The following is a 19,836-nucleotide window of genomic DNA, read 5'->3' as shown; positions in this document are numbered from 1 at the left end:
TAGCCGGTGGCGAATACCCGCTGTGGGCGGGTTTCGGAGCGCTAACGCGCCGCCCCTGATCGCGCCCCGTCGTCCCTCCCGGCGCGCTCCGGACAGCCCACGAAAGTCGTTTTTGATGAATTGTAGGGCAGAAGATGGCCAAGGGGGACGCGACCGCTAAGCCAATCGGCGAAGCGATAGAAGAGCGCATGGCGAGCGGGAACACCGTGACCCGTTCGGACCTTGCAGACGCAATCCATCGGAAAGTCGGAGTGCCGCGGGCGGAGTCCGCGAAATACGTCGAAATGGTGCTGGAAGAGATCTTCGAGCGGATCGTCGCGCGCGAAGACGTCAAGCTCTCGTCCTTTGGCGCCTTTGTTGTGCGCTCGAAGAAGGAGCGGCTGGGACGCAATCCGAAGACTGGCGCAGGCGCCAAGATTTCGGCGCGGCTGGTCGTCTCCTTCAAGCCGTCCAACATCATGCGCGCAAGAATCAACGGCGACGAGTGACGCTTGCGCCGGCGGGCGCGCTTACCCGCTTGACAAGCGTCGGCGCGTCATGCGCCAAGCATGCATGGCCAAAAGCCGTGCGGTCTACGTCTGTCAGAACTGCGGCGCCGTCGCGTCGCGGTGGCAAGGCCGCTGCGACTCCTGCGGCGAGTGGAACAGCCTCGTTGAAGAGTCGGAGGCTGGCGCGCCGGCCGTGTCCCGCCGCGCCGCGCGCGGCCGCGTCATCGAACTCGAGGGGCTGGCTGGCGAAGGCCGGGCGGCGCCAAGAATTGCGACAGGAATCGACGAATTCGACCGCGTCACCGGCGGCGGCTTCGTGCCGGGCTCGGTGCTGCTGCTCGGCGGCGAGCCGGGCATCGGCAAATCCACTCTGCTCATCCAGGCCTGCGCGACTCTGGCGCGCCGAGGCGCGCGCGTCGTCTATATTTCGGGCGAGGAAGCCGTCGCCCAGGTGCGCCTGCGCGCGACCAGGCTCAATCTCGCCGATGCGCCGGTGGAGCTCGCCGCCGCGACTCAGGTCGAGGACATTCTCGCCACCTGCGCGACAGGCGCCCGCCCGGCGTTGATCGTCATCGATTCGATACAGACGATGCACACCAACATGGCGGAGTCGGCGCCTGGAACGGTGACGCAGGTGCGCGCGAGCGCCCAGGCGCTCCTGCGCCACGCCAAAACGACGGGTTCGACGATCGTTCTCGTCGGCCATGTCACCAAGGACGGGCAGGTCGCAGGTCCGCGCGTCGTCGAACACATGGTCGACGCGGTCCTGTCCTTCGAGGGCGACGGCGCGCATCATTTCCGCATGCTGCGCGCCTCCAAGAATCGCTTTGGCGCGACAGGCGAAATCGGCGTCTTCGAGATGACCAGCCTCGGACTCGCCGAAGTCGCCAATCCGTCGGCGCTTTTTCTCGCCGGCCGCGATTCTGGCGCGCCGGGCGCGGCGGTCGTCGCCGGCATGGAGGGGCAGCGTCCGCTGCTGATCGAAATCCAGGCGCTCGTCGCGCCGACCTCGCTGGGCACGCCGCGACGCGCCGTGGTTGGTTTCGACCAAAATCGGCTGTCCATGATCCTGGCCGTGCTCGAAGCGCATGGCGGGCTGAAACTTGGCATGCACGACGTCTATCTCAACGTCGCGGGTGGATTTCGAGCCCATGAGCCGGCCGCCGACCTCGCCGCGGCCGCCGCGCTCGTCTCGTCGCTTACCGGCGCCGTCCTGCCGCCCGACATGTGCTTTTTTGGCGAAATCGGGCTCTCCGGCGCCGTGCGGCCCGTCATTCACGCCGGCATGCGACTGCGCGAGTCGGGCAAACTCGGTTTCCATCACGCCGTCGTCCCGCAATCCCAACAGATTTCGGATGACGGGCGCGGCTCCGGCGTCACCATCCGTCCCTGCGCGGACGTCGGCGGCCTTGTCGCCGCCATCGCCCGCATATCGACGCGCGAAAGAACGATCGCGCGCGGCTAGCTAGGTCGCGCATTAGTGTTTCCGGCTGGCCTCAAGATGCGTTAGAAGGCTGCCAGTGCGAAAGCGAGACGCCTGCCGGACCGACGCTTGCCTACCCGCGGCGGCGCAAAGTTGACACAGGTTCTGGAGAGGGTCGTGCGGATGCCGCCCGGAAGGCGGCCAACAGCCCATTCAGAAGCGTTCAGAGCTCGGGGCGAACAAGCAAGGGGCTAGCGATGCCATCATATCTTGATTTGGCTGTGATTACCGTCGTTCTGATTTCGGGGATGCTCGCTCTTTTGCGCGGCTTCACCCGTGAAGTCCTTGCAATCCTGTCCTGGGTTGCGGCCGCGGCTGCGGCGTATTTCTTCTATCCGGTCGCCCTGCCCTACATCAAACCATACGTCAGCAAGGACGAGATCGCTCTGGCGGCTTCCGTGGCATCCGTGTTTTTCGTCTCTTTGATCGCCGTTTCTCTTGTCACGGTGAAGCTCTCGGACGTCATCCTCGATTCGAAGGTCGGCGCGCTCGATCGCACGCTCGGCTTTCTGTTCGGCGCGGTTCGCGGCGCCCTGCTCGCCGTGGTCGCCTTCGTCTTTTACAGCTGGCTCGTGCCCGAAACGAATCAGCCGGAATGGATCAAGGACGCGCGCGCCAAGCCCTTCCTGACGGCTGGCGGCGAGAAGCTGCGCGAAATGCTGCCCGACGACATCGACAGCCTCGTCGCCAAGATCAAGGCGAAGAAGGGCGCTCCGACGAATGAGGAGCCGCCGGCCGACGTCGAGCCGGACAAGATTCAGCCCGCGCCGTCCGACGCCAGCTCCGAGGCGCCGGCTGAGGCGGCGCCAGCATCGGGCGACAAGCCTGAATGATGGTCTTGCGGATGGGCCCCGCCGCTGGCACATATGACGGGAATACGACGCCCGGTCGTTTGGGAATGCTGAGCGGCGGCGCGTCACGGGGGACGAAGCATGACCGAGGCCGCCGAGGATCTTCAGCGATCCTCATCGCGCGAGATTAACGCGACAGACGATCTCGACGGCGACAGGCTTCGCGAATATTGCGGCGTTTTCGGCGTCTTCGATCTGCCGGACGCCGCGGCGATCGCCGCTTTGGGCTTGCACGCCCTGCAGCATCGCGGCCAAGAGGCGGCCGGCATCGTCAGCTTTGACGGCGGCCGCTTTCATGGCGAGCGCCGACTGGGCCTGGTCGGCGATCACTTTTCTCAAGAAAACACGATCAAGCGCCTGCCCGGCGCCGCCGCGATCGGGCATGTGCGCTACGCCACCACCGGCGAAACCATGCTGCGCAACGTGCAGCCGCTGTTCGCGGAGTTGAACACGGGCGGCTTCGCGGTCGCCCACAACGGCAACCTCACCAATGCCCAGACGCTGCGCCGCGAACTGATCCGCGAAGGCGCGATTTTCCAGTCGACTTCGGACACCGAGGTCATCCTTCATCTCGTGGCGCGCAGCCGCAGGCCGCAGCTCATCGACCGTTTCATCGAAGCGCTTCGCTCGATCGAAGGCGCCTATTCGCTTGTCGCGCTCACCAACAAGAAGCTGATCGGCGCGCGCGATCCGCTCGGCATCCGGCCGCTCGTCATCGGGGAATTCAACGGAAAATATATTCTCGCGTCGGAGACTTGCGCGCTCGACATCATCGGCGCGCGCTTCGTGCGCGACGTGATGAATGGCGAGATCGTCATTATCTCCGAGGACGGAATTCAGAGCTTGCGGCCGTTTCCGCCGCAGCCGATGCGCCCCTGCATCTTCGAATATATCTATTTCGCCCGGCCCGATTCCATCGTCCATGGCCGTCCGGTCTATGAGGTGCGCAAGGCGATGGGCGCCGAGCTCGCGCGCGAGCGCATGATCGAAGCGGACGTCGTCGTGCCCGTGCCGGACTCCGGGGTGCCGGCCGCGCTCGGCTATTCGCAGCAGTCGGGCGTGCCGTTCGAACTCGGCATCATCCGCAATCACTATGTCGGGCGCACCTTCATCGAGCCCACGCAGATCGCCCGCGATTTTGGCGTGCGCATGAAACACAGCGCCAATCGCTGCGTCGTCGCTGGGAAGCGCGTGATCCTCATCGACGATTCCGTGGTGCGCGGCACGACGTCGGTGAAAATCGTGCAGATGATGCGCGACGCCGGCGCGACGGAAGTGCATTTCCTGATTTCATCGCCGCCGATCACCAATCCGGACTACTACGGCATCGATACGCCGCAGAAGGAGAATCTGCTCGCCGCGACGCATACGCTCGAGGAAATGCGCGAATATATCGGCTGCGACTCGCTGGGCTTCCTGTCCGTCGACGGCATCTATCGCGCCATGGGCTACGAGCGCCGCGATCCCATCCGGCCGCAGTTCACCGACCACTGCTTCACCGGGGATTATCCCACCTCGCTGACCGACCTTGTCGGCGAGAACCGCGCGCAACTGTCGCTGTTGGCGGAGGCGAGCTGATAGGCGCCGACGCGAGATCCGCGTGCTATGAGAGGCCATGAGCGCAACGGCCCAGAGACGCATCAACGCAACGGAATTTCTCGCCTGGGCGCAATCTCAGGAGAATGGCCGCTATGAGCTGTTTCGCGGCGAAACCTTCGCTATGGCGCCGGAACGCGCGGAGCATGTCGCGGCTAAGGCCCGCATTTGGCGCGCGCTGGCCGATGCAATCGCGCGCGTCGGGGCGCCGTGCGAAGCATTTGTCGACGGGCTCGGCGTAAAGATCGACGACCACACCGTTTACGAACCCGACGCATTGGTCAATTGCGGCGATCCTGTGCCCGCGGATTCGCTCCTGGCGCCTACGCCCATCGTCATCGTCGAAGTCATCTCGCCCTCTTCTCGGAGCTTCGATAAAAACTCAAAGCTCAGCGATTATTTTCGGCTCGCCAGCGTCATGCATTATCTCGTCGTAGATCTTAGCCGACGGCTGATCTTGCACTATCGCCGGCAAGCCGATCAGATCGTCGTCGCCATCGTCAAGGAAGGTCGCGTGACGCTCGATCCTCCAGGCCTGGATGTCGCTGTTGACGAGATGATTCCCGAGATCTCTGCGTGAAGCCCATGCGCATCGCACTTGTCACCGGCGCCTCGCGCGGCATTGGACGCGCGCTCGCCCTGGAACTCGCGCGCGACGGCGCGCATGTCGTGGCCCTGGCGCGCACGCAGGGCGCGTTGGAAGAACTCGACGATGAAATCCGCGCGCAGGGCGGGCAAGCGACGCTCGTTCCCTGCGATCTGGCCGACTTCGACGCGCTTGACCGTCTCGGCGCCGCGTTGTTCGAACGCTGGGGCAGGCTCGACGCCTTCGTTGGCAACGCGGGGATTCTGGGACCTCTATCGCCGCTCGCGCACGTCGACCCGAAGGACTGGAACCGCGTCATGGCGGTCAACGTCACCGCGAACTGGCGGCTCATCCGTTCCATCGATCCGCTCTTACGCGCGTCAGGCGCCGGACGCGTCCTCTTCATCACTTCAGGGGCGGCGCATCGCGAGACGATGAAGCCATTCTGGGGCCCTTATGCGGTCTCGAAGGCGGCGCTCGAAGCGATGGCCCGCACCTATGCGTCTGAGAGCGCCGGCGATGGCGTGACCGTCATGCTCGCCAACCCGGGTCCCCTGCGCACGCGCATGCGCGCTCAGGCGATGCCGGGCGAAGATCCGAGGACGCTCAAGACGCCTGAAGATTTCGCACAAAAAAGCCTCGCGCTGCTGGCGCTGGAATGGCGCGAGAGCGCGAGGCTTTACGATTTCCCCACCGACCGGCTGCTGAGTTTCTCCGCGCCTGCCTAATGGGGAGGTTTACGCGAAGACTTAGCCGTGATGGTGGTGATAATGGTGATGATGGTGGAAGTGATGGCGGCGCGGCATGGGCGGGGGCGGCGGCGGGACATAAGCGAGGGTCAAGCGCTGGACGCCCGCTGTCCATCCCACGCCGGAGCCGGCTTCAACGCTAAATGGCTGCAGCGAGAACGTGTTGTTGGATCCGCCGACGAGCGCCGCGCCGCCGCCGCCCACCAGAACTTTGGCTGAGAAGCCCGGGCCATAATAGGCGCCTGCGAGGGCGCCCGGTCCGATATGGCTGGTGGCGGAGACGACGCCCCAGGCAAGCTCGCCAGCACCGTTGATGGTCACATTGGCGCCGACCTTGGTGAGCGCGCCGACGTAATGAGCAGGAACAGCGCCTTCAGCGTCGTCGCGATACATGCAGTCGATCTGCTGATTTTCGACCAAGACGCTGATGCCGTTGCCAAGCAGCCGGCACTGCAAGGAGCCGATGCGGTCGCCCGCGAAAGCGCTCGCCGGCGCCAGCAGGGCCAGAGCGAAAACGCCGCTCAGCGCGCGACCCAATCCAAACTTCCGCATTTAGTTCTCCTCTACCTGATCTGCGCCCCGTCTGACGCGGAGCCGCAAACGCACGTCTTGCAGTACAGTACGATCGGGGAAATGCAACAGCGCCGCTCCAGCCACGCAGATATAGCGTCTGGAGGGCGGATCATGTGCGCGGACGCATGAGCGTGCGCGCCTGCTGCTTCGCCACACCTTGCCGCGCTTGCAAAGGACGTGGAAGAGTCCGATTTCTAAAGGTGATCTAAAGAACCGAGGATTCCGTGGCGAACTCCTATCCGCTTCCCGTTCTCGTGGACCAGGGCCTGTCCCAGTCCGACGTCGAAGCCCTCCGCGCCGCCGTGGTGGCGCTGGAACGACAGAGTTTTGCATCGCGGCTTACCGGATTGGCGAGCCGGCAGCTGAGTTTTGGCTCGATGACGCTGCCGCCGCGACTGCAGGCGGCGGTCGCGGTCGCGACCCAAAAGGCGCTCGCCGCGGCGATGAAGATGGCCTTGGCGAGCCTCGACGCGCAGCCGGCGAAGGATTCCATACGCATTCACCGTCGTCTCGCGGCCCTCTCGGGAGGCGTCGGTGGCGCCGTGGGCCTTGCGAGCCTGCCGATCGAATTGCCGGTGTCGACGACGATCATCCTGCGCTCGATCGCGGAAATCGCGCAGGCGGAGGGAGAGGACCTGCGCCACCCGGGCGCCGCGCTCGCCTGTCTCGAAGTTTTTGCGCTGGGCGGCCCTTCCGCCGAAGGCGCTGTTCTAGAGGGCGGCTATCTCGCGCTCCGCGCGCTTCTCGCGAAATCCGTGTCCGACGCTGCACGATTTATGACTGTCCATCAGATCTCCAGCGAAGCGGCGCCCGCCCTGGCGCGTCTGATCGGCGCGATCGGGGCGCGCTTCGGCATGGTCGTGTCGCAAAAAACCGCCGCCCAGGCCATCCCGGTGATCGGCGCGATCAGCGGCGCGGCGATCAACGTGGCCTTCACCGAGCACTTCCAAAGCCTCGCGCGCGGCCATTTCGTCGTGCGCCGACTGGAGCGGCTTTACAGCCCGGCCCTGGTGCATGCCGAATACGCCAAAATCGCCCGCTCAGAGGGCTATTGGGATGATCCGTCGCAGGCGGCGTGAGCAGCGAGCGTCTTGATCACGCTGAGTTTGGGGAATGTCTCAGTTTGAATTTCGCTTTTGGGTGAACCCCGGAAACATTTGGCTGGCAGGCGGGCTGTTCGCTTCGCGCCATAAAAGGCAACGTTCCATAATGGCGCGTTATGCGAATGCTATGCAAGATCGCCGCTATCGTTAAGCCGTGGCCTCAACGTGGTTTTTGAAGTTGTTCAAAATTGTTTGCCACCCATCGCGCTGCTGTTCGATCGAGTGTTCGGTTTCTGCATCGAAGGTGCTGCGCACTGTTACGCCATTCGCACTTTCCAAAAATTCCACGGCGCCGCTACGGTCTCCGAAGGAATATTCGATCAGCTCGTGCCGAACGATCTTGGTGTAAGTTCCGGCAAAGTCGAAACCAAAGCTGCCGTCTTTGGCCTCCATGCGGGAGGAGAAGGCGCCGCCCTCGCGCAGATCGACTGTGGCGCGCGGGCAATGCCAAGTGTCGATCGCGAAGTTCCACTTCGTGATGTCGGCCGGTGTGGTGTAGGCAGACCAGACTCGGGCGATCGGCGCATGGACAAGCGTTTCGACAGTAAGTTTCATTGATTGTGATCCTGCGGCATAGTTTTCTCGAATTAGCGATTTCCCTGGGTGAACTTTCCCTCTCCCCGTGAACGGGGAGAGGGGGCTCGCCTAATCGATTCACTTAATTCCGCATCTTCACTAAGGCAAACGGCGCAGCGCCTCGGCGAGGTGGCCGACCTGCTTCGTCGTGGCGATGCTCGATTCATTTTCTTCGAGCAGGATGAAATCAGCGCCCGCGAGGTTCTCGTCGAGCTCCTCTGTCGTGGCCGACAGCCGTTCGCCGTTCGAGGCGTCCCCTGGCGCGCGCCGGTAATGACCGAGTTCGACGCTGTTGTCCTCGGTCCGCATGTAGAACCAATAATCGATCTGAGGCGGACAGGGCGCGAGGGTCGCCGCCGCCAGAACTTCATGCAGGAAGCTCCCGCCCAGCGCCAGCAGACGCGGCGGGCGCATGCAATCGCCCTTCTCCCCTGCCCGGCCGATCGCCGCCGTGGGGTAATGCGCGTCCGGCGATAGGAGATTGAGGAGATCCAGCAGGTCGCGGTCGGTGCCGAGGGCTTCCGGCGCCGGCGCAGACGCAAAGGCCAGCACGCCGACAGGAGAAGCGGGAAGCGCGCGTGTCGCTTCACGCATGGCGAGCGCGCCGCCGACGCTGTTCCAATGCGTGCCGCCGCGCGGAAAGATCGGTATTGGCTGCTTGGATTTTTCCGCCGCAATGAGCGCCGCGCCGTCCACATAGCGCACATGCGATTCGTCGAGCGCCCCGCGGTAAGGCGCAAGCTTTTCGGGCATCGCCGTCGCGCGCTGGGCGCAAGCCGCGGACTTTGGCAGATCTTCCGGGTAGCGCGCCGCCTTTGACGGCGAAATGAGATAGACGAAGCTCTTGCCGCGCACCTGCGCCCTCTCCTCGATTTCGCGCAGCGTCGAAGACCACGCACTAAGTCGCGCGGAATCGAAGGCGCCGTCGCGGGCGCAAAATTCATCGATGTAGAACTGCTCATAGAGTTGGCCATTGCGGCCGATCACGACTCCGGGCGCCGCCGAGCCGCCAAAAAGCGAAAAGACGAGCTGATTTTTCGCGCGCACCGAGATCGGAAACACCGGCGACATTCGGCCGAGATTGATGGAGACCGCCTTCTGCGTTTCTCCTGAAAGAAAGGCCTCGAGAGTCCAGGACGCGGGCTTTGGCTTCGCGACGCCGTAAAGCGGCCAGGCGCTGCGGATGCGCAGCTTCGGCCAATCGCCTTCAACGGCGAAATTCCACAAATTGGCGAGAAAAAGGAAGGCGATGAAGCCGGCGCAACCGAAAATCGGCAGGCGCGCGAGCGTCAGCGACTTCAAAAAGGCGATGACGCCCTCGGCCCGAACGCGCGACTGCAACGCCGCTCCAAATTCCGCCGCATGTTTCTCGATGCGCTTATCCATTTCGACTAAATTCGCTCATCCAATTCAAAACCGGAAGTAGATGAACGGCTTGAAGGGATCAGCAAGTCCCTTCGCCAAAGCCGCAAGGAAAAGCATGGAAAGCGCGCTGTTCGACGCCAGGGCGAAGCGCTGCGCCGCGACGCCCCAATCGAAGTCCTTGACATAAAGCGACAGGCGCTGCGCGACGCAGATTCCAGCGGCGATCAGCGCGACGACAATATATTCGGGCGGAATGGCGACAGGCGCGCTGGCGTGCGCCCATGGAGTCGCCATCAACGCGAGCAGCGCGCCGGCTTGCGACAGAGAGGTTGCGCGAAAGAATGTCCAGCCGACGATCACGATGATCATCGCAATGATGTTGGCGAGCCAGTCCGGCAACCGCTGCAGCCGATTGACCAGAAAGAGCCGGTCGAGCACGAGGAACACGCCGTTATAGGCGCCCCAGGCGATATAGGTCCAAGCCGCGCCGTGCCAGATTCCCGAAGCGAAGAAGCAGATCCACAGATTGAGATAGGTGCGCGCGTCGCCGCGCCGATTGCCGCCGAGCGGGAAATATAAATATTCGCGAATCCAGCTCGTCAGAGAGATGTGCCAACGCCGCCAGAAATCGGTGATGCTCGTCGCGACATAGGGCATGTTGAAATTTTCAAGCAGCCGAAAGCCGAACATGCGCGCCAGCCCAATCGCCATGTCGGAATAGCCGGAAAAATCGAAATAGATCTGGAAGGTGAAGAACAGCACGCCCGCCCAGGCCTCCGCGAAGCCAAGGGAGCTGACGTCATGCGCGAAGATCAGATCCGCGCCGCTCGCCAATGTGTCGGCGAAAAGCAGCTTCTTCACGACGCCGAGCATGAAGCGGGAAAAGCCCACGATAAAGTCGTCGACGTCGGCGTGCGGCATCGCCTCGAATTGGCGCGCGATGTCGTGATATTTGATGATCGGGCCGGCGAGGAGCTTGGGAAAGAAAAAGACGTAAAGCCCGTAGAGCAGCGAACTACGCGCTGGCGCCGTGACGCCGCGATAGACGTCGACGAGATAAGTGATCTTTTCAAAGACGATGAAGCTGACGCCGATCGGCAACGCGATTTGCGGGATGTTGATTCCCGGCAGCGTCAACGCCTTCAGCAGCGCGTCGAGATTGAGCGCGAGGAAGCCCGTATATTTGTAATAGACGAGGATCGCGAGATTGGCGACGACGCCGAGCGCCAGCCAGCGTTTGGATGTGTCGCTCGCGGCCGATGTCGCAATCTTCTGCCCCACGTAAAGGTCGAGCCCGACCGACGCGAAGACAAGGAGGATGAAGACCGGCTCGCTCCAAGCGTAAAAGACGACGCTTGCCGCAAAGAGGATGACGGCCCGCCGCGCGCGGACTTCTCCAAAGAAGAGATACAGGAGGTAAACCGCCGGGCCGAAAAGGAACAGGAACAGCGGCTCGTAGAAAAGCATGATTGTCCTGCGTTCGTCGGCGCGCTGGCGCGAGCGCGAAGGCCTGCGGTTTTTACCAAAAGCCCGGCAGTGGGGCAAGAAAGCGGCCTCGGAGGTTCTAACGTGCTATCGCGAGGCGTGACGACGGCCCGCTCTCTTTCCCGCGGCGCGAAGCGCCGGATGGAAGAACTCGCCGACAAGCAAGAAACACCGACCCCTCCCAACCCTCCCCCGCTTCGCGGGAGAGGGGACGGATCGCGCCCATCATTAGGGCCGCGGACCGCTCACCGGCCGAGCAACTCGACGCCGGCGAGTCGGGCGAATTTGCGGTCGAACGTCACCGTCATTTGACACTGTCGTGACCTGCCCACCTCGTGAATGATCGCGTCGACAAGATCGACGCTGGAATGATTCAGCGCCGCACGCACGGCGTTTGCCTCGCCGATGACAATCTGCCGCGTATCGAGAAGCGCTTTGATGATCGAAACAACGTCCGTCCTTTTCAGATCATAGCGGCTTTCGAGCACCCAAATGATCTCGCAAAGAACGATCGCCGAAATGAACCCTGGATCGCCGGCCGTCAGCGCCTCTTCGATAAATCGCGTCGCGGCTTTGGCTTGCTCGCGGTCGTCCTGGGCGAGGTAGCGCACGAGCACGTTTGTATCGAGTGCTATCACTTTTCGCCGGCCCGGCTTCGGATCGCCGCTTCCATTGCCTCGAGCGTGACTGGCGTCGCGGGCGCCGGAACAACGCCTTTAAGGCGTCGTATGTCTCCAGAGGCGGCGCGAACGAGAAAGGCGTCGCCGCTTGTCTGTTCGAAAACCAGACTGTCGCCAGTATCTACCCGCAAGGCTCGGCGTACTTCGGCGGGCAGAGTGATTTGACCCTTGCTGGTTAGGGTCGCCTTCGACACGGCCAAGCTCCTTCTCGTTAGAACTCCTTACATATCGTAAGGGGCCATTAATTTCAACCAGAACTCTCAAGCCAGGGTCGCTTGCGCGGGCGCCGCGTTGCGCCTATCACCCCGCCATGACCGTTGATTTTACGCCCACGTCCGATTTCCTGCGCGCGCTGATCGAGCGCGGCTTCGTGCATCAATGCTCGGATTTCGAGGGGCTGGACGAAAAGGCGCGCTCCGGCACGCTCTCCGCCTATATCGGCTTCGACTGCACGGCGCCCTCGCTCCATGTCGGGTCGCTCCTGCCGATCATGATGCTCGCCTGGCTGCAGCGCACCGGCGGCAAGCCATTGCCGCTGATGGGCGGCGGCACGACGCGGGTCGGCGATCCCTCCGGCAAGGACGAGAGCCGCAAGCTTTTGACCGTCGAACAGATCGACGCCAACAAGGCGTCGATCCGGACCGTCTTCGAACGCTTTCTCACCTTTGGTGACGGCGCGAGTGACGCGCTGATGCTCGACAACGCCGATTGGCTGGCGGGCTTAAACTACATCGACTTCCTGCGCGACGTCGGCCGCCACTTCTCCGTCAACCGCATGCTCACCATGGATTCGGTGAAGCTGCGGCTCGAACGCGAGCATGAACTCTCCTTCATCGAGTTCAACTACATGTGCTTGCAGGCGTATGACTTCGTCGAGATCAACAAGCGCTACGGCGCGCTGCTGCAGATGGGCGGCTCGGACCAGTGGGGCAATATCGTCACCGGTCTCGATCTCGGCCGCCGCATGGGCTGCCCGCAACTCTATGCGCTCACCTCGCCGCTGCTGACGACGGCGTCAGGTGCCAAGATGGGCAAGACCGCCGCCGGCGCCATCTGGCTCAACGCCGACATGCTTTCGCCCTATGACTACTGGCAGTATTGGCGCAATACGGAAGACGCCGACGTCGCCCGCTTCCTAAAACTCTTCACCTTCCTGCCGATGGAAGAGATCGCGCGCCTCGCCGCGCTGCAAGGCGCCGAAATCAACGAAGCCAAGAAGACTCTGGCGACGGAGGCGACGGCGCTCATTCACGGCCGCGCGGCGGCGGATGCGGCGGCGGATACGGCGCGCACGACATTTGAAGAGGGCGCGCTCGCTTTGTCGCTCCCCAAGGTCGCCGTTTCGGCTGAGGAAGTCGCCGCCGGCCTCGGCGTGCTGACCGCCTTCGTCAAAGCCGGTCTCGTCGCGTCGACCGGCGAAGCGCGACGCCAGATCAAGGGCGGCGGGCTGCGCGTCAATGATGCGCCGGTGACGGACGAACGCAGCGTCATCGGCGAAGCGGAGTTCGCAAGCGACGGCGTCGTCAAACTCTCGCTCGGCAAGAAGAAGCACGTATTGCTCGAACGCGCGTAAGCTCGAAGACTACCGCTGCTGCGGCATGCGCGTCGTGCCGTCGATGACGCCCATGATCTTGCGCATCAACCCGGGCGCGATCGCCGAGAGCGGATTGACGCTGATCGAGGGCGATGGGAGCGCGCCATAGAGGCGATAGCTCAGCGCAAATACGCCTTCATGCTGTCCGCCGGCGAGCACGACGCCGACCACCGGAATATTCGACAACAGATTGTTCAACGCATAGGCGGGCACATATGAGCCCACAAGGTCCAGCCGCTCGCGCGGGAAGTCGATGTAGCCGTCGAAAGTGAGGCCGATCTCGGGACCCGACAGCACGCCCTCGCGCACGGTAAGCTGTCCGCCCGACCAGCTGAAGTCGCTCTCCAATCTGCCGACGCGAACGAGGTCGGGGTCGAAGCGGTAATTGCCGCGATCGTCCGGGCGCGCCGTTCCGCTTTGCGCCATCAGCTGGCGCACGGTCGGTTCGCCGCGCACGAAGAAGTCGCGAATGCGCAACGCGCCATCGGCGCGGTTTTGACTAAGCTGCACGGTCGCGGTCAGCGCGCCGCTGTCCATCTTCCGATAGATGTCAAAGAAGGAGAGCAGAGAGCCGCCGTCGTTTGTCGCAATTTCGAGTTGCGACTGGTTATCCTGACCGCGCCCCATGCCGACCGTGAGCTGCTCGCGGCCAAAAAAGCCTTTAAGCGCCACTGCGCGGGGCTTGCCGCCGCGACGCTCCAATTTCAGTTCGACGTTTGCGAGAATTTGCTTGCCGTAGCCGGTGACGATCGGCGACTTGAAGTCGAGATCGAGGTCATCAACGCTCCCCTTTCCTCGGTCCGCGCGCAGCAATCCCTGCATGATCGGACGCGCGTCGAAATTCGCGCCGCGCGCGACGATCTTCACGAGCTCGCCGCTGCGCTGCACGTCGACGCGCATGTCGTCTCCGGGCGAGAGCCGCGCCTGCGAGAGACGGGCGGCGCGGAACGCGCCTTCGCGTCCGAACTCGATGACGCCCTGCGCCTGCGTCGGTCCCGCGTCGAAAATGAATTGTTCGAGCGACATCGCTTCGCCGTGCCGCGTCAGCGTGAACGAAGACTTTGCCGGCTTTCCCGCCGGCTTGACGAGGCCCGGGAGCGGATTGTCGAAATTCGTCCGGGTGAGATCGAGATCAATCTGCGTATCGACGTTCTCTACCGGGAGGGGCGTGCGTATCGTCGCCAGAATCGGGCCGCTGACGCCGGCGAGGGCGTAGCCAGCGCGCTGGCGCGCCGCATCGTCAAAAGTGAATGCGACCTGCGCCTGTGCGGGCCCCTTGTCGCCAAAGCCGCGGCGCACGTCGAGGGTGGCCGGCGCGCCAAAGAGTCGGCCGGTTCCGTTCACGCGCAGTCCGGCTGGATCAGCGACGATATGCAGCGCGCCGCTCTCGAGCTTCTCCCTGCCGATCAGCTTCTCGATCACAAGGTTCGACGTCGTCGCGTCGATGGCGAACGTCGTGGCCGCATCGCGCGCGGTCGCCCCTGTCTCGAAATCGACGCGCAGCCGACCTTCGAGGGTGCCTTTCAGCGCGCCTGCTTCGACGGGGATAGACGCGTGGTCGGCGATCGCCGGCAACGAAAGCAGGTCAGAGACGGCTTCAACGTCGCCGCCCACAGCGACCTCGACCATCGCGGGCGTCGGCCGCAGCGCGCTGTCGGCGACCAGGAAGCGGCCGGACGACAGTGCGAGGCGTCGACCGGGCCCGGTCTCCATGGCGCCTGAGGTCGCGTCGAAAGACGCCGTCTGTCCGGTGATCCGCAGTCGCCCGTTAATGCCGGTGAGCGGCGCCATGCCCGGCAAGATGTCGGACACTGTCGCATCGACGATGTCGCCCTCGGCGAACAGCGAGCGATCCGGCGGCGCCTGCTCGTAGCGCATCGCGTTCAGCGCCGCGCCGTCGAAGTCGGCGGCATATTGGGCGCGCTTTAAGACGCCGACCGGCACATGATCGACGAACCAGGTGCGCACGGACGGCGCGACATGGGTCGGCCATAGACGCGCGAGCGCGCGTATCTGCGTGTCCTCGATTCCCATCTTGAGTATGACGCGGATGTCGTCGCGCCAACTCAATGCGCCGTTGAGGTCGACGCGCGCATCGGGACCGGCAAAGGCGAATTTGTCGAAGACCATCTGACGTTCGTCGCGAAACAGGCGCGCGTTGAGCAGCCCGTTGTCAATGCGGACATTTTTCTCTCCCGCGCGCTCAGGCGCGACCACGGTTGGGGCTTTGAGCCGCAACGCGATCGTCCATGGCCCATCCAGGCTCGCCGCATCGGCGATGGTCTTTGCCCCGTCAGGTGGGCGCGCCTCGCCGACGATGGTCATGTCGAAACCGCCGGCCTTGAACACGAGCGGCGCGATTGCGACCTTGCGCGCGGCCCTGTCCCAAACCGCGACGCCGGCGATCTTCTCGATCATCACCGGCTCATGATCCGGCTCATCGAAGCGGAAATAGCCCCGGCCGATTTCCATTTGGCCCGACGCTTCCAGAACCTCGTCGCCCGGGCCGAGCGCGAATCTCAGGTCGAAGGAGAGCGGCGCGTCGGTGTCGAAGCGGGTTGTGCGGAAACCGCCGGCAAGCGAAATCTCATCGATCGAAAAATTGCGAAACTGCGCGTGGAAGTCGCGCCGTCCTCCCGGCGCGCCCTTTGCGACGGCGACCGCCGTCCAGCGCCCCGAGGGACCATTGGCCGCCGCGGAGAAGCGCATGCCGTTGCCGCCCTTGTCGAGGCTGAGCGTCACGTCTTCATAGCGGATGGCGCGATCGATCGTGCGGTCGTCGATAGTGAGCCGGCCGTGCGCCACGCCGAGGCGATCAAGCGCGGCGATTGGACTGTTCGGGCTCGTAGCGAAGTCCATGAGCCCGCGCAGGGCCCCCGCCGCGTCGCGCAGCAAAGTCACGCGCTCCGACCCGGCGCCGTTCGCAGCTGACGCGGCCCCGTCGGGCGCGGGCGCAGGCGCCTTGGCCGGAACCGGATGCGCGCCCGCGGAAATGGCCACCGATCCATCCGGATCGACGGACAGGCGCAAATCCAGATCGAGAACCTCGAGGCGGCGCAGCTTTATGCGGCCGATCAACAGGGAGCGAAGGTCGAGCGACAGTTCCGCGCGCGGCGCCGCCACGATGGGACGACCGTCTTTCTTGACGATGAAATTGTCGACGGACAGCGTCGGACCATGATCGCCGTTGCCGATCGCGGCGGCGCCCAGCGAAAATTCGTAGCGGCCGCCCGCGAGTTCGTCGAGTGACTCGACGATGCGCGGCGCGAGCCAAGCAAAGGTGATGGAGCCCTGCGAAAGCAGCAGGAAGAAGCCGCCGAACGTCAGCGCGCACAGCAGCACAGCGGCAAGCCCGCTGAGCATGATCAGGCGGGGAAGTCCGCGGGGCGGCGCCCAAAAAACTGGCGATCGCCACGCCGCGCGACAGGCCCGCTGAATCGCGCGCCGCGCCCTATCGACGACGATATCGCCGCCGCTAGGCTTGCGCCCCGTCCTGTCGGTCAATTGGCCTCGCTCTCGGCTCGATCGCAGCGCGGACGCGGGCGGTTACGCCGGTCTTGCCGGCTGGCGCGCAGTCTGCATTCTACGCACCGATTTTAGCTGCAGATGCGACGAAAGGAAGGCGCCATGAGCACGACCGTCGGCAAGGCCGAAACTACACTTAAGGAGGGGGCTAAGAAGGGAGGCTTGAAGGAGGGAGATTTGGCGCCGGCCTTCGATCTCCCCGGGGCTGGCGGCGACAAGATCTCCCTCGCCGCGCTGAAGGGCAAAAAAGTCGTGCTCTATTTTTACCCCAAGGACGACACGTCGGGCTGCACGAAGGAAGCAATCGATTTCAATGGCTTACGCGATGATTTCGCGAAGGCGAAGGCCGTAGTTGTCGGCATGTCGCCGGACCCGATCAAGAACCACGACAAATTCCGCGCGAAATATGAATTGTCGCTGCCCCTCGCGTCAGATGAGGAAAAGGACACGCTTGGCGCCTATGGCGTCTGGGTCGAGAAAAGCATGTATGGCCGCAAATATATGGGCGTCGAGCGCACGACGGTGCTCATCGGTCCGGACGGGCGCGTCGCCAAGATTTGGCGCAAGGTGAAGGTTCCGGGCCACGCCGAGGAGGTTCTGGCGGCGGCCAAGGCGCTCTAACGCGCCTTTTCGCCGCCAGGGCTTCAGTTGTGGTCGTGTTCGGCTTCGGCAGGCGCGGAGTCGGCCGGAGTCGCCGCGCCCGAACTCTTCTTGGCGATGAGCCTGGCCATGTCCTCCGATCCCTTCTTCGCCGCGGCGAGGTCAGGCTTGGCCGCCAGCGCCGCGTCGTAATCGGCCTTGGCGCGCGCGAAGTCCTTCTTGGCCCGCCAGGCGTTGGCGCGGTTGACAAGCGCGCCGACGTAGCTGGCGTCGATTTTCAGCGCCGCGTCGAAGTCGGCGATCGCCTTATCGAATTCGCCCTTGGCGTAGTGGCAGGCGCCGCGTCCATTGCGCGCCGCGGCGAGTTTTGGATCGCGCTTCGCCGCCTCGGAAAATGCGGCGATGGCCCGGTCATGATCGCCTTTCCCGTGATAGAGAGCGCCTGCGGCGACGTCCGCCGCCGTTGATTTTGGGTCGGCTTTCGCGGCGTCCCCGAGATCGGCGAGAGCCTTCTCGACATCTCCTTTCGCGCGCCAAACATAGGCGCGCGCCAAAAGCGCGGCGGCGTTCTTTTTGTCGGCGGCGATCGCCCGATCATAGTCCGCGAGCGCGCTGTCGAGGTCGCCCTTGGCATGATGCGCGGCGCCGCGCGCGGCCAGAATCACCGATGATTTGGGTTCAAACTCCAGCGCCTTGCCGAAATCCTCAAGCGCGTGCGCGTAGTCGCCTTTCGCCTGGTAAGCGCCGGCGCGGTTGACATAGACGGCCACCTTGTTGTGCGGGGTCTCCTTGTCGATCTCCTGAATGACGAGCGTGCAGCCTGCGATGCGCGCGTCGGGGTCAGGCGCGCGGCACTGACCCCACGCGGGGCTGACGCCGCCCTTATGCGCAGCCATGGCGGGCGCGCTGACGACGAGAAGTGAAGCGGCGATGACAGCCGCCGGACACCGCGCCCGCGCGGCCGCGCGCGCTGCGAGAGTGAGACGCTCATGCATGAATTGGGTGGCTCCCCGGATAGAGTGGCGCGGCATGCTACCCCATCAGGCATCGGCCGCAACTTGGAAATCTTGGAATTCCAGAGGCCGGGGCTGTCTTTTGCGACAGTTGAGCGGTCTATGCGCCCCCGCTGCTGGACCGCATCGGCGCCACGTTGCAGCTTTTCGCGCTGTCCAGTGCGGACGTGGCGTCCGATGGTCTGCGAATTTTCGGCAAAACCGTGTATTTTGGTCGGGCCGAAGCCGTCCGAGCGCCGCTGAGACGTCCTAAGTCGCTCCTTGGGACTTCAGACCGAGACCAAAAACGTTTAGAACCAAGTCAAATGAGTCTTCTTACCACCAATCCCGAACTGACGGCGGTCTGCGACCGTTTCGCTCAGCATCCCTTCGTCACGGTCGACACCGAGTTTTTACGCGAAACCACGTTCTGGCCGCAGGTCTGCGTGATCCAGCTGGCGTCGCCGGAAGAGGCTGTGGCGATCGACGCCCTTGCCGAGGACCTTGATCTTTCGCCGTTTTTTGGCCTCATGGCCAATCCCGACGTCGTCAAGGTGTTCCACGCGGCGCGCCAGGATCTCGAGATCATCTGGCGCCTCGCCCGACTCATCCCCGCGCCGATCTTTGATACGCAGGTCGCGGCCATGGTCTGCGGATTCGGCGAACAAGCGTCCTATCTCGAGCTGGTGAAGGCGATCACGCGCGCCAGTCTCGACAAATCGTCGCGATTCACCGACTGGTCGCGCCGACCGCTGTCAAACGCCCAGATCGAATACGCCATCGCCGACGTCACCCATCTTCGCGACATATACACCGCCTTGCGGGCGCGGCTCGAACGTTCCAATCGCCTCGACTGGCTCGTGGACGAGATGCAGACGCTCACCTCGCCCGCGACCTATGAGCAGCATCCCGAAAACGCCTGGGAACGGCTGCGCCATCGTGCCCGCAAGCCGCGCGATCTCGCCGTTCTGATGGAGCTGGCCGCCTGGCGCGAGTTCGAAGCGCAAACGCGCGACGTGCCGCGTTCGCGCGTCCTGAAGGATGACGTGCTCCTCGAGATTGCTCAAGCCGCGCCGCGCTCTGTCGAAGCGCTCGGCAATTTGCGATCGTTTCCAAAGGGCATGGAGCGCTCCCGCGCGGGAACCGACATCATCGCCGCTGTGGAGCGCGGCCTTGCGCGCGATCCCGCCACAGTGCCGCGCATCGAACGCGACCGACGCAATTCAAACGGCGCGACGGTCGAGTTGCTCAAGGTCTTGCTGCGTCAGGTGTCGGAGGAGACGGGCGTCGCCGCCAAGATGATCGCGACGGTCGAAGACCTCGAAGCCGTCGCGCATGACGATCACGCCGACGTTCAGGCGCTGAAGGGCTGGCGCCGCGCGATCTTCGGCGAAAAGGCGTTGGAGTTGAAGCGGGGCCGCCTCGCGCTCTCGGTGGAAAACGGCCGGGTCGTCACCTTTGACTGGCAGGCCGCGGACGAACCCGCGAACGCCGAATAAGCCTTACGCTTGCGCCGCAGCGTAGCAATGCTGCTGAGCAATTTTGCTTCAAGCAAGCGGCTGACCAATATTTGTGCTCCATAAAATACCG

General features: G+C 63.9%; 18 protein-coding genes. 10 read left to right on the top strand and 8 right to left on the bottom strand.

Features of this window, described 5'->3' with window-relative positions; all coding sequences use genetic code 11:
* The first annotated feature begins 134 nt into the window (after positions 1–134).
* The 6 genes from EHO51_RS04465 to EHO51_RS04440 all read left to right on the top strand — a co-directional run bounded on the left by EHO51_RS04465 (position 135) and on the right by EHO51_RS04440 (position 5,732).
* Positions 135–488, top strand: a complete 354-nt coding sequence (locus tag EHO51_RS04465) for an integration host factor subunit alpha (protein WP_124737885.1) — start codon at positions 135–137, stop codon at positions 486–488.
* Between the two features lie 64 nt (positions 489–552).
* Positions 553–1,953, top strand: coding sequence for a DNA repair protein RadA (radA, locus tag EHO51_RS04460; RefSeq protein WP_124737884.1), 1,401 nt, complete (start codon positions 553–555; stop codon positions 1,951–1,953).
* 215 nt (positions 1,954–2,168) lie between these two features.
* Positions 2,169–2,804, top strand: a complete 636-nt coding sequence (locus EHO51_RS04455) for a CvpA family protein (protein ID WP_124737883.1) — start codon at positions 2,169–2,171, stop codon at positions 2,802–2,804.
* Positions 2,805–2,903: 99 nt separating this feature from the next.
* Positions 2,904–4,400 (top strand): amidophosphoribosyltransferase, encoded by a 1,497-nt coding sequence (purF, locus tag EHO51_RS04450; RefSeq protein ID WP_124737882.1) that lies wholly within the window; start codon positions 2,904–2,906, stop codon positions 4,398–4,400.
* Positions 4,401–4,437: 37 nt separating this feature from the next.
* Positions 4,438–4,998 (top strand): Uma2 family endonuclease, encoded by a 561-nt coding sequence (locus EHO51_RS04445; RefSeq protein WP_124737881.1) that lies wholly within the window; start codon positions 4,438–4,440, stop codon positions 4,996–4,998.
* A gap of 5 nt (positions 4,999–5,003) precedes the next feature.
* A complete protein-coding gene (locus EHO51_RS04440) occupies positions 5,004–5,732 on the top strand; it encodes an SDR family NAD(P)-dependent oxidoreductase (RefSeq protein WP_124737880.1) in 729 nt (242 codons plus the stop codon).
* 21 nt (positions 5,733–5,753) lie between these two features.
* Here EHO51_RS04440 and EHO51_RS04435 read toward each other — a convergent pair whose 3' ends face one another.
* Positions 5,754–6,305: a DUF992 domain-containing protein gene (locus EHO51_RS04435; protein WP_124737879.1), complete on the bottom strand. Its 552-nt coding sequence runs from the start codon at positions 6,303–6,305 to the stop codon at positions 5,754–5,756.
* Between the two features lie 245 nt (positions 6,306–6,550).
* Between EHO51_RS04435 and EHO51_RS04430 the strand changes: the two genes are divergently transcribed.
* Positions 6,551–7,405: an EcsC family protein gene (locus EHO51_RS04430; protein WP_124737878.1), complete on the top strand. Its 855-nt coding sequence runs from the start codon at positions 6,551–6,553 to the stop codon at positions 7,403–7,405.
* 171 nt (positions 7,406–7,576) lie between these two features.
* Here EHO51_RS04430 and EHO51_RS04425 read toward each other — a convergent pair whose 3' ends face one another.
* The 5 genes from EHO51_RS04425 to EHO51_RS04405 form a co-directional block, all read right to left on the bottom strand.
* Positions 7,577–7,984 carry an SRPBCC family protein gene (locus EHO51_RS04425; protein WP_124737877.1) on the bottom strand — a complete coding sequence of 136 codons (408 nt, stop codon included), beginning with the start codon at positions 7,982–7,984 and terminating at the stop codon, positions 7,577–7,579.
* A 120-nt stretch (positions 7,985–8,104) separates the two neighbouring features.
* Complete coding sequence (locus tag EHO51_RS04420; protein ID WP_124737876.1) at positions 8,105–9,391, bottom strand: alginate O-acetyltransferase AlgX-related protein; 1,287 nt, start codon at positions 9,389–9,391, stop codon at positions 8,105–8,107.
* Positions 9,392–9,415: 24 nt separating this feature from the next.
* On the bottom strand, positions 9,416–10,837 hold the full coding sequence (locus tag EHO51_RS04415; protein ID WP_124737875.1) for an MBOAT family O-acyltransferase: 1,422 nt from the start codon (positions 10,835–10,837) through the stop codon (positions 9,416–9,418).
* Positions 10,838–11,100: 263 nt separating this feature from the next.
* A complete protein-coding gene (locus EHO51_RS04410) occupies positions 11,101–11,493 on the bottom strand; it encodes a PIN domain-containing protein (protein ID WP_109027316.1) in 393 nt (130 codons plus the stop codon).
* Positions 11,490–11,729: an AbrB/MazE/SpoVT family DNA-binding domain-containing protein gene (locus EHO51_RS04405; RefSeq protein ID WP_124737874.1), complete on the bottom strand. Its 240-nt coding sequence runs from the start codon at positions 11,727–11,729 to the stop codon at positions 11,490–11,492. Before EHO51_RS04405 ends, EHO51_RS04410 begins: the two co-directional genes overlap by 4 nt.
* A gap of 116 nt (positions 11,730–11,845) precedes the next feature.
* Here EHO51_RS04405 and tyrS point away from each other — a divergent pair, with 116 nt between their 5' ends.
* A complete protein-coding gene (gene tyrS, locus EHO51_RS04400; protein ID WP_124737873.1) occupies positions 11,846–13,108 on the top strand; it encodes a tyrosine--tRNA ligase in 1,263 nt (420 codons plus the stop codon).
* A gap of 9 nt (positions 13,109–13,117) precedes the next feature.
* On the opposite strand, the gene EHO51_RS04395 is transcribed toward tyrS, so the two are convergent.
* Positions 13,118–16,633: an AsmA-like C-terminal region-containing protein gene (locus EHO51_RS04395; protein WP_124737872.1), complete on the bottom strand. Its 3,516-nt coding sequence runs from the start codon at positions 16,631–16,633 to the stop codon at positions 13,118–13,120.
* A gap of 123 nt (positions 16,634–16,756) precedes the next feature.
* On the opposite strand from EHO51_RS04395, the gene EHO51_RS04390 reads away from it, so the two are divergent.
* On the top strand, positions 16,757–17,275 hold the full coding sequence (locus EHO51_RS04390) for a peroxiredoxin (protein ID WP_124737871.1): 519 nt from the start codon (positions 16,757–16,759) through the stop codon (positions 17,273–17,275).
* Positions 17,276–17,298: 23 nt separating this feature from the next.
* Here EHO51_RS04390 and EHO51_RS04385 read toward each other — a convergent pair whose 3' ends face one another.
* A complete protein-coding gene (locus tag EHO51_RS04385) occupies positions 17,299–18,249 on the bottom strand; it encodes a tetratricopeptide repeat protein (RefSeq protein WP_124737870.1) in 951 nt (316 codons plus the stop codon).
* A 323-nt stretch (positions 18,250–18,572) separates the two neighbouring features.
* On the opposite strand from EHO51_RS04385, the gene rnd reads away from it, so the two are divergent.
* Positions 18,573–19,745 (top strand): ribonuclease D, encoded by a 1,173-nt coding sequence (gene rnd / locus EHO51_RS04380; RefSeq protein WP_124737869.1) that lies wholly within the window; start codon positions 18,573–18,575, stop codon positions 19,743–19,745.
* The last annotated feature ends 91 nt before the right edge of the window (positions 19,746–19,836 follow it).

Source organism: Methylocystis rosea, assembly GCF_003855495.1.
Lineage (GTDB): Bacteria > Pseudomonadota > Alphaproteobacteria > Rhizobiales > Beijerinckiaceae > Methylocystis > Methylocystis rosea_A.
Note: the sequence above shows the minus strand (reverse complement) of the source record. Positions and strands in the feature narration are given on the sequence as shown.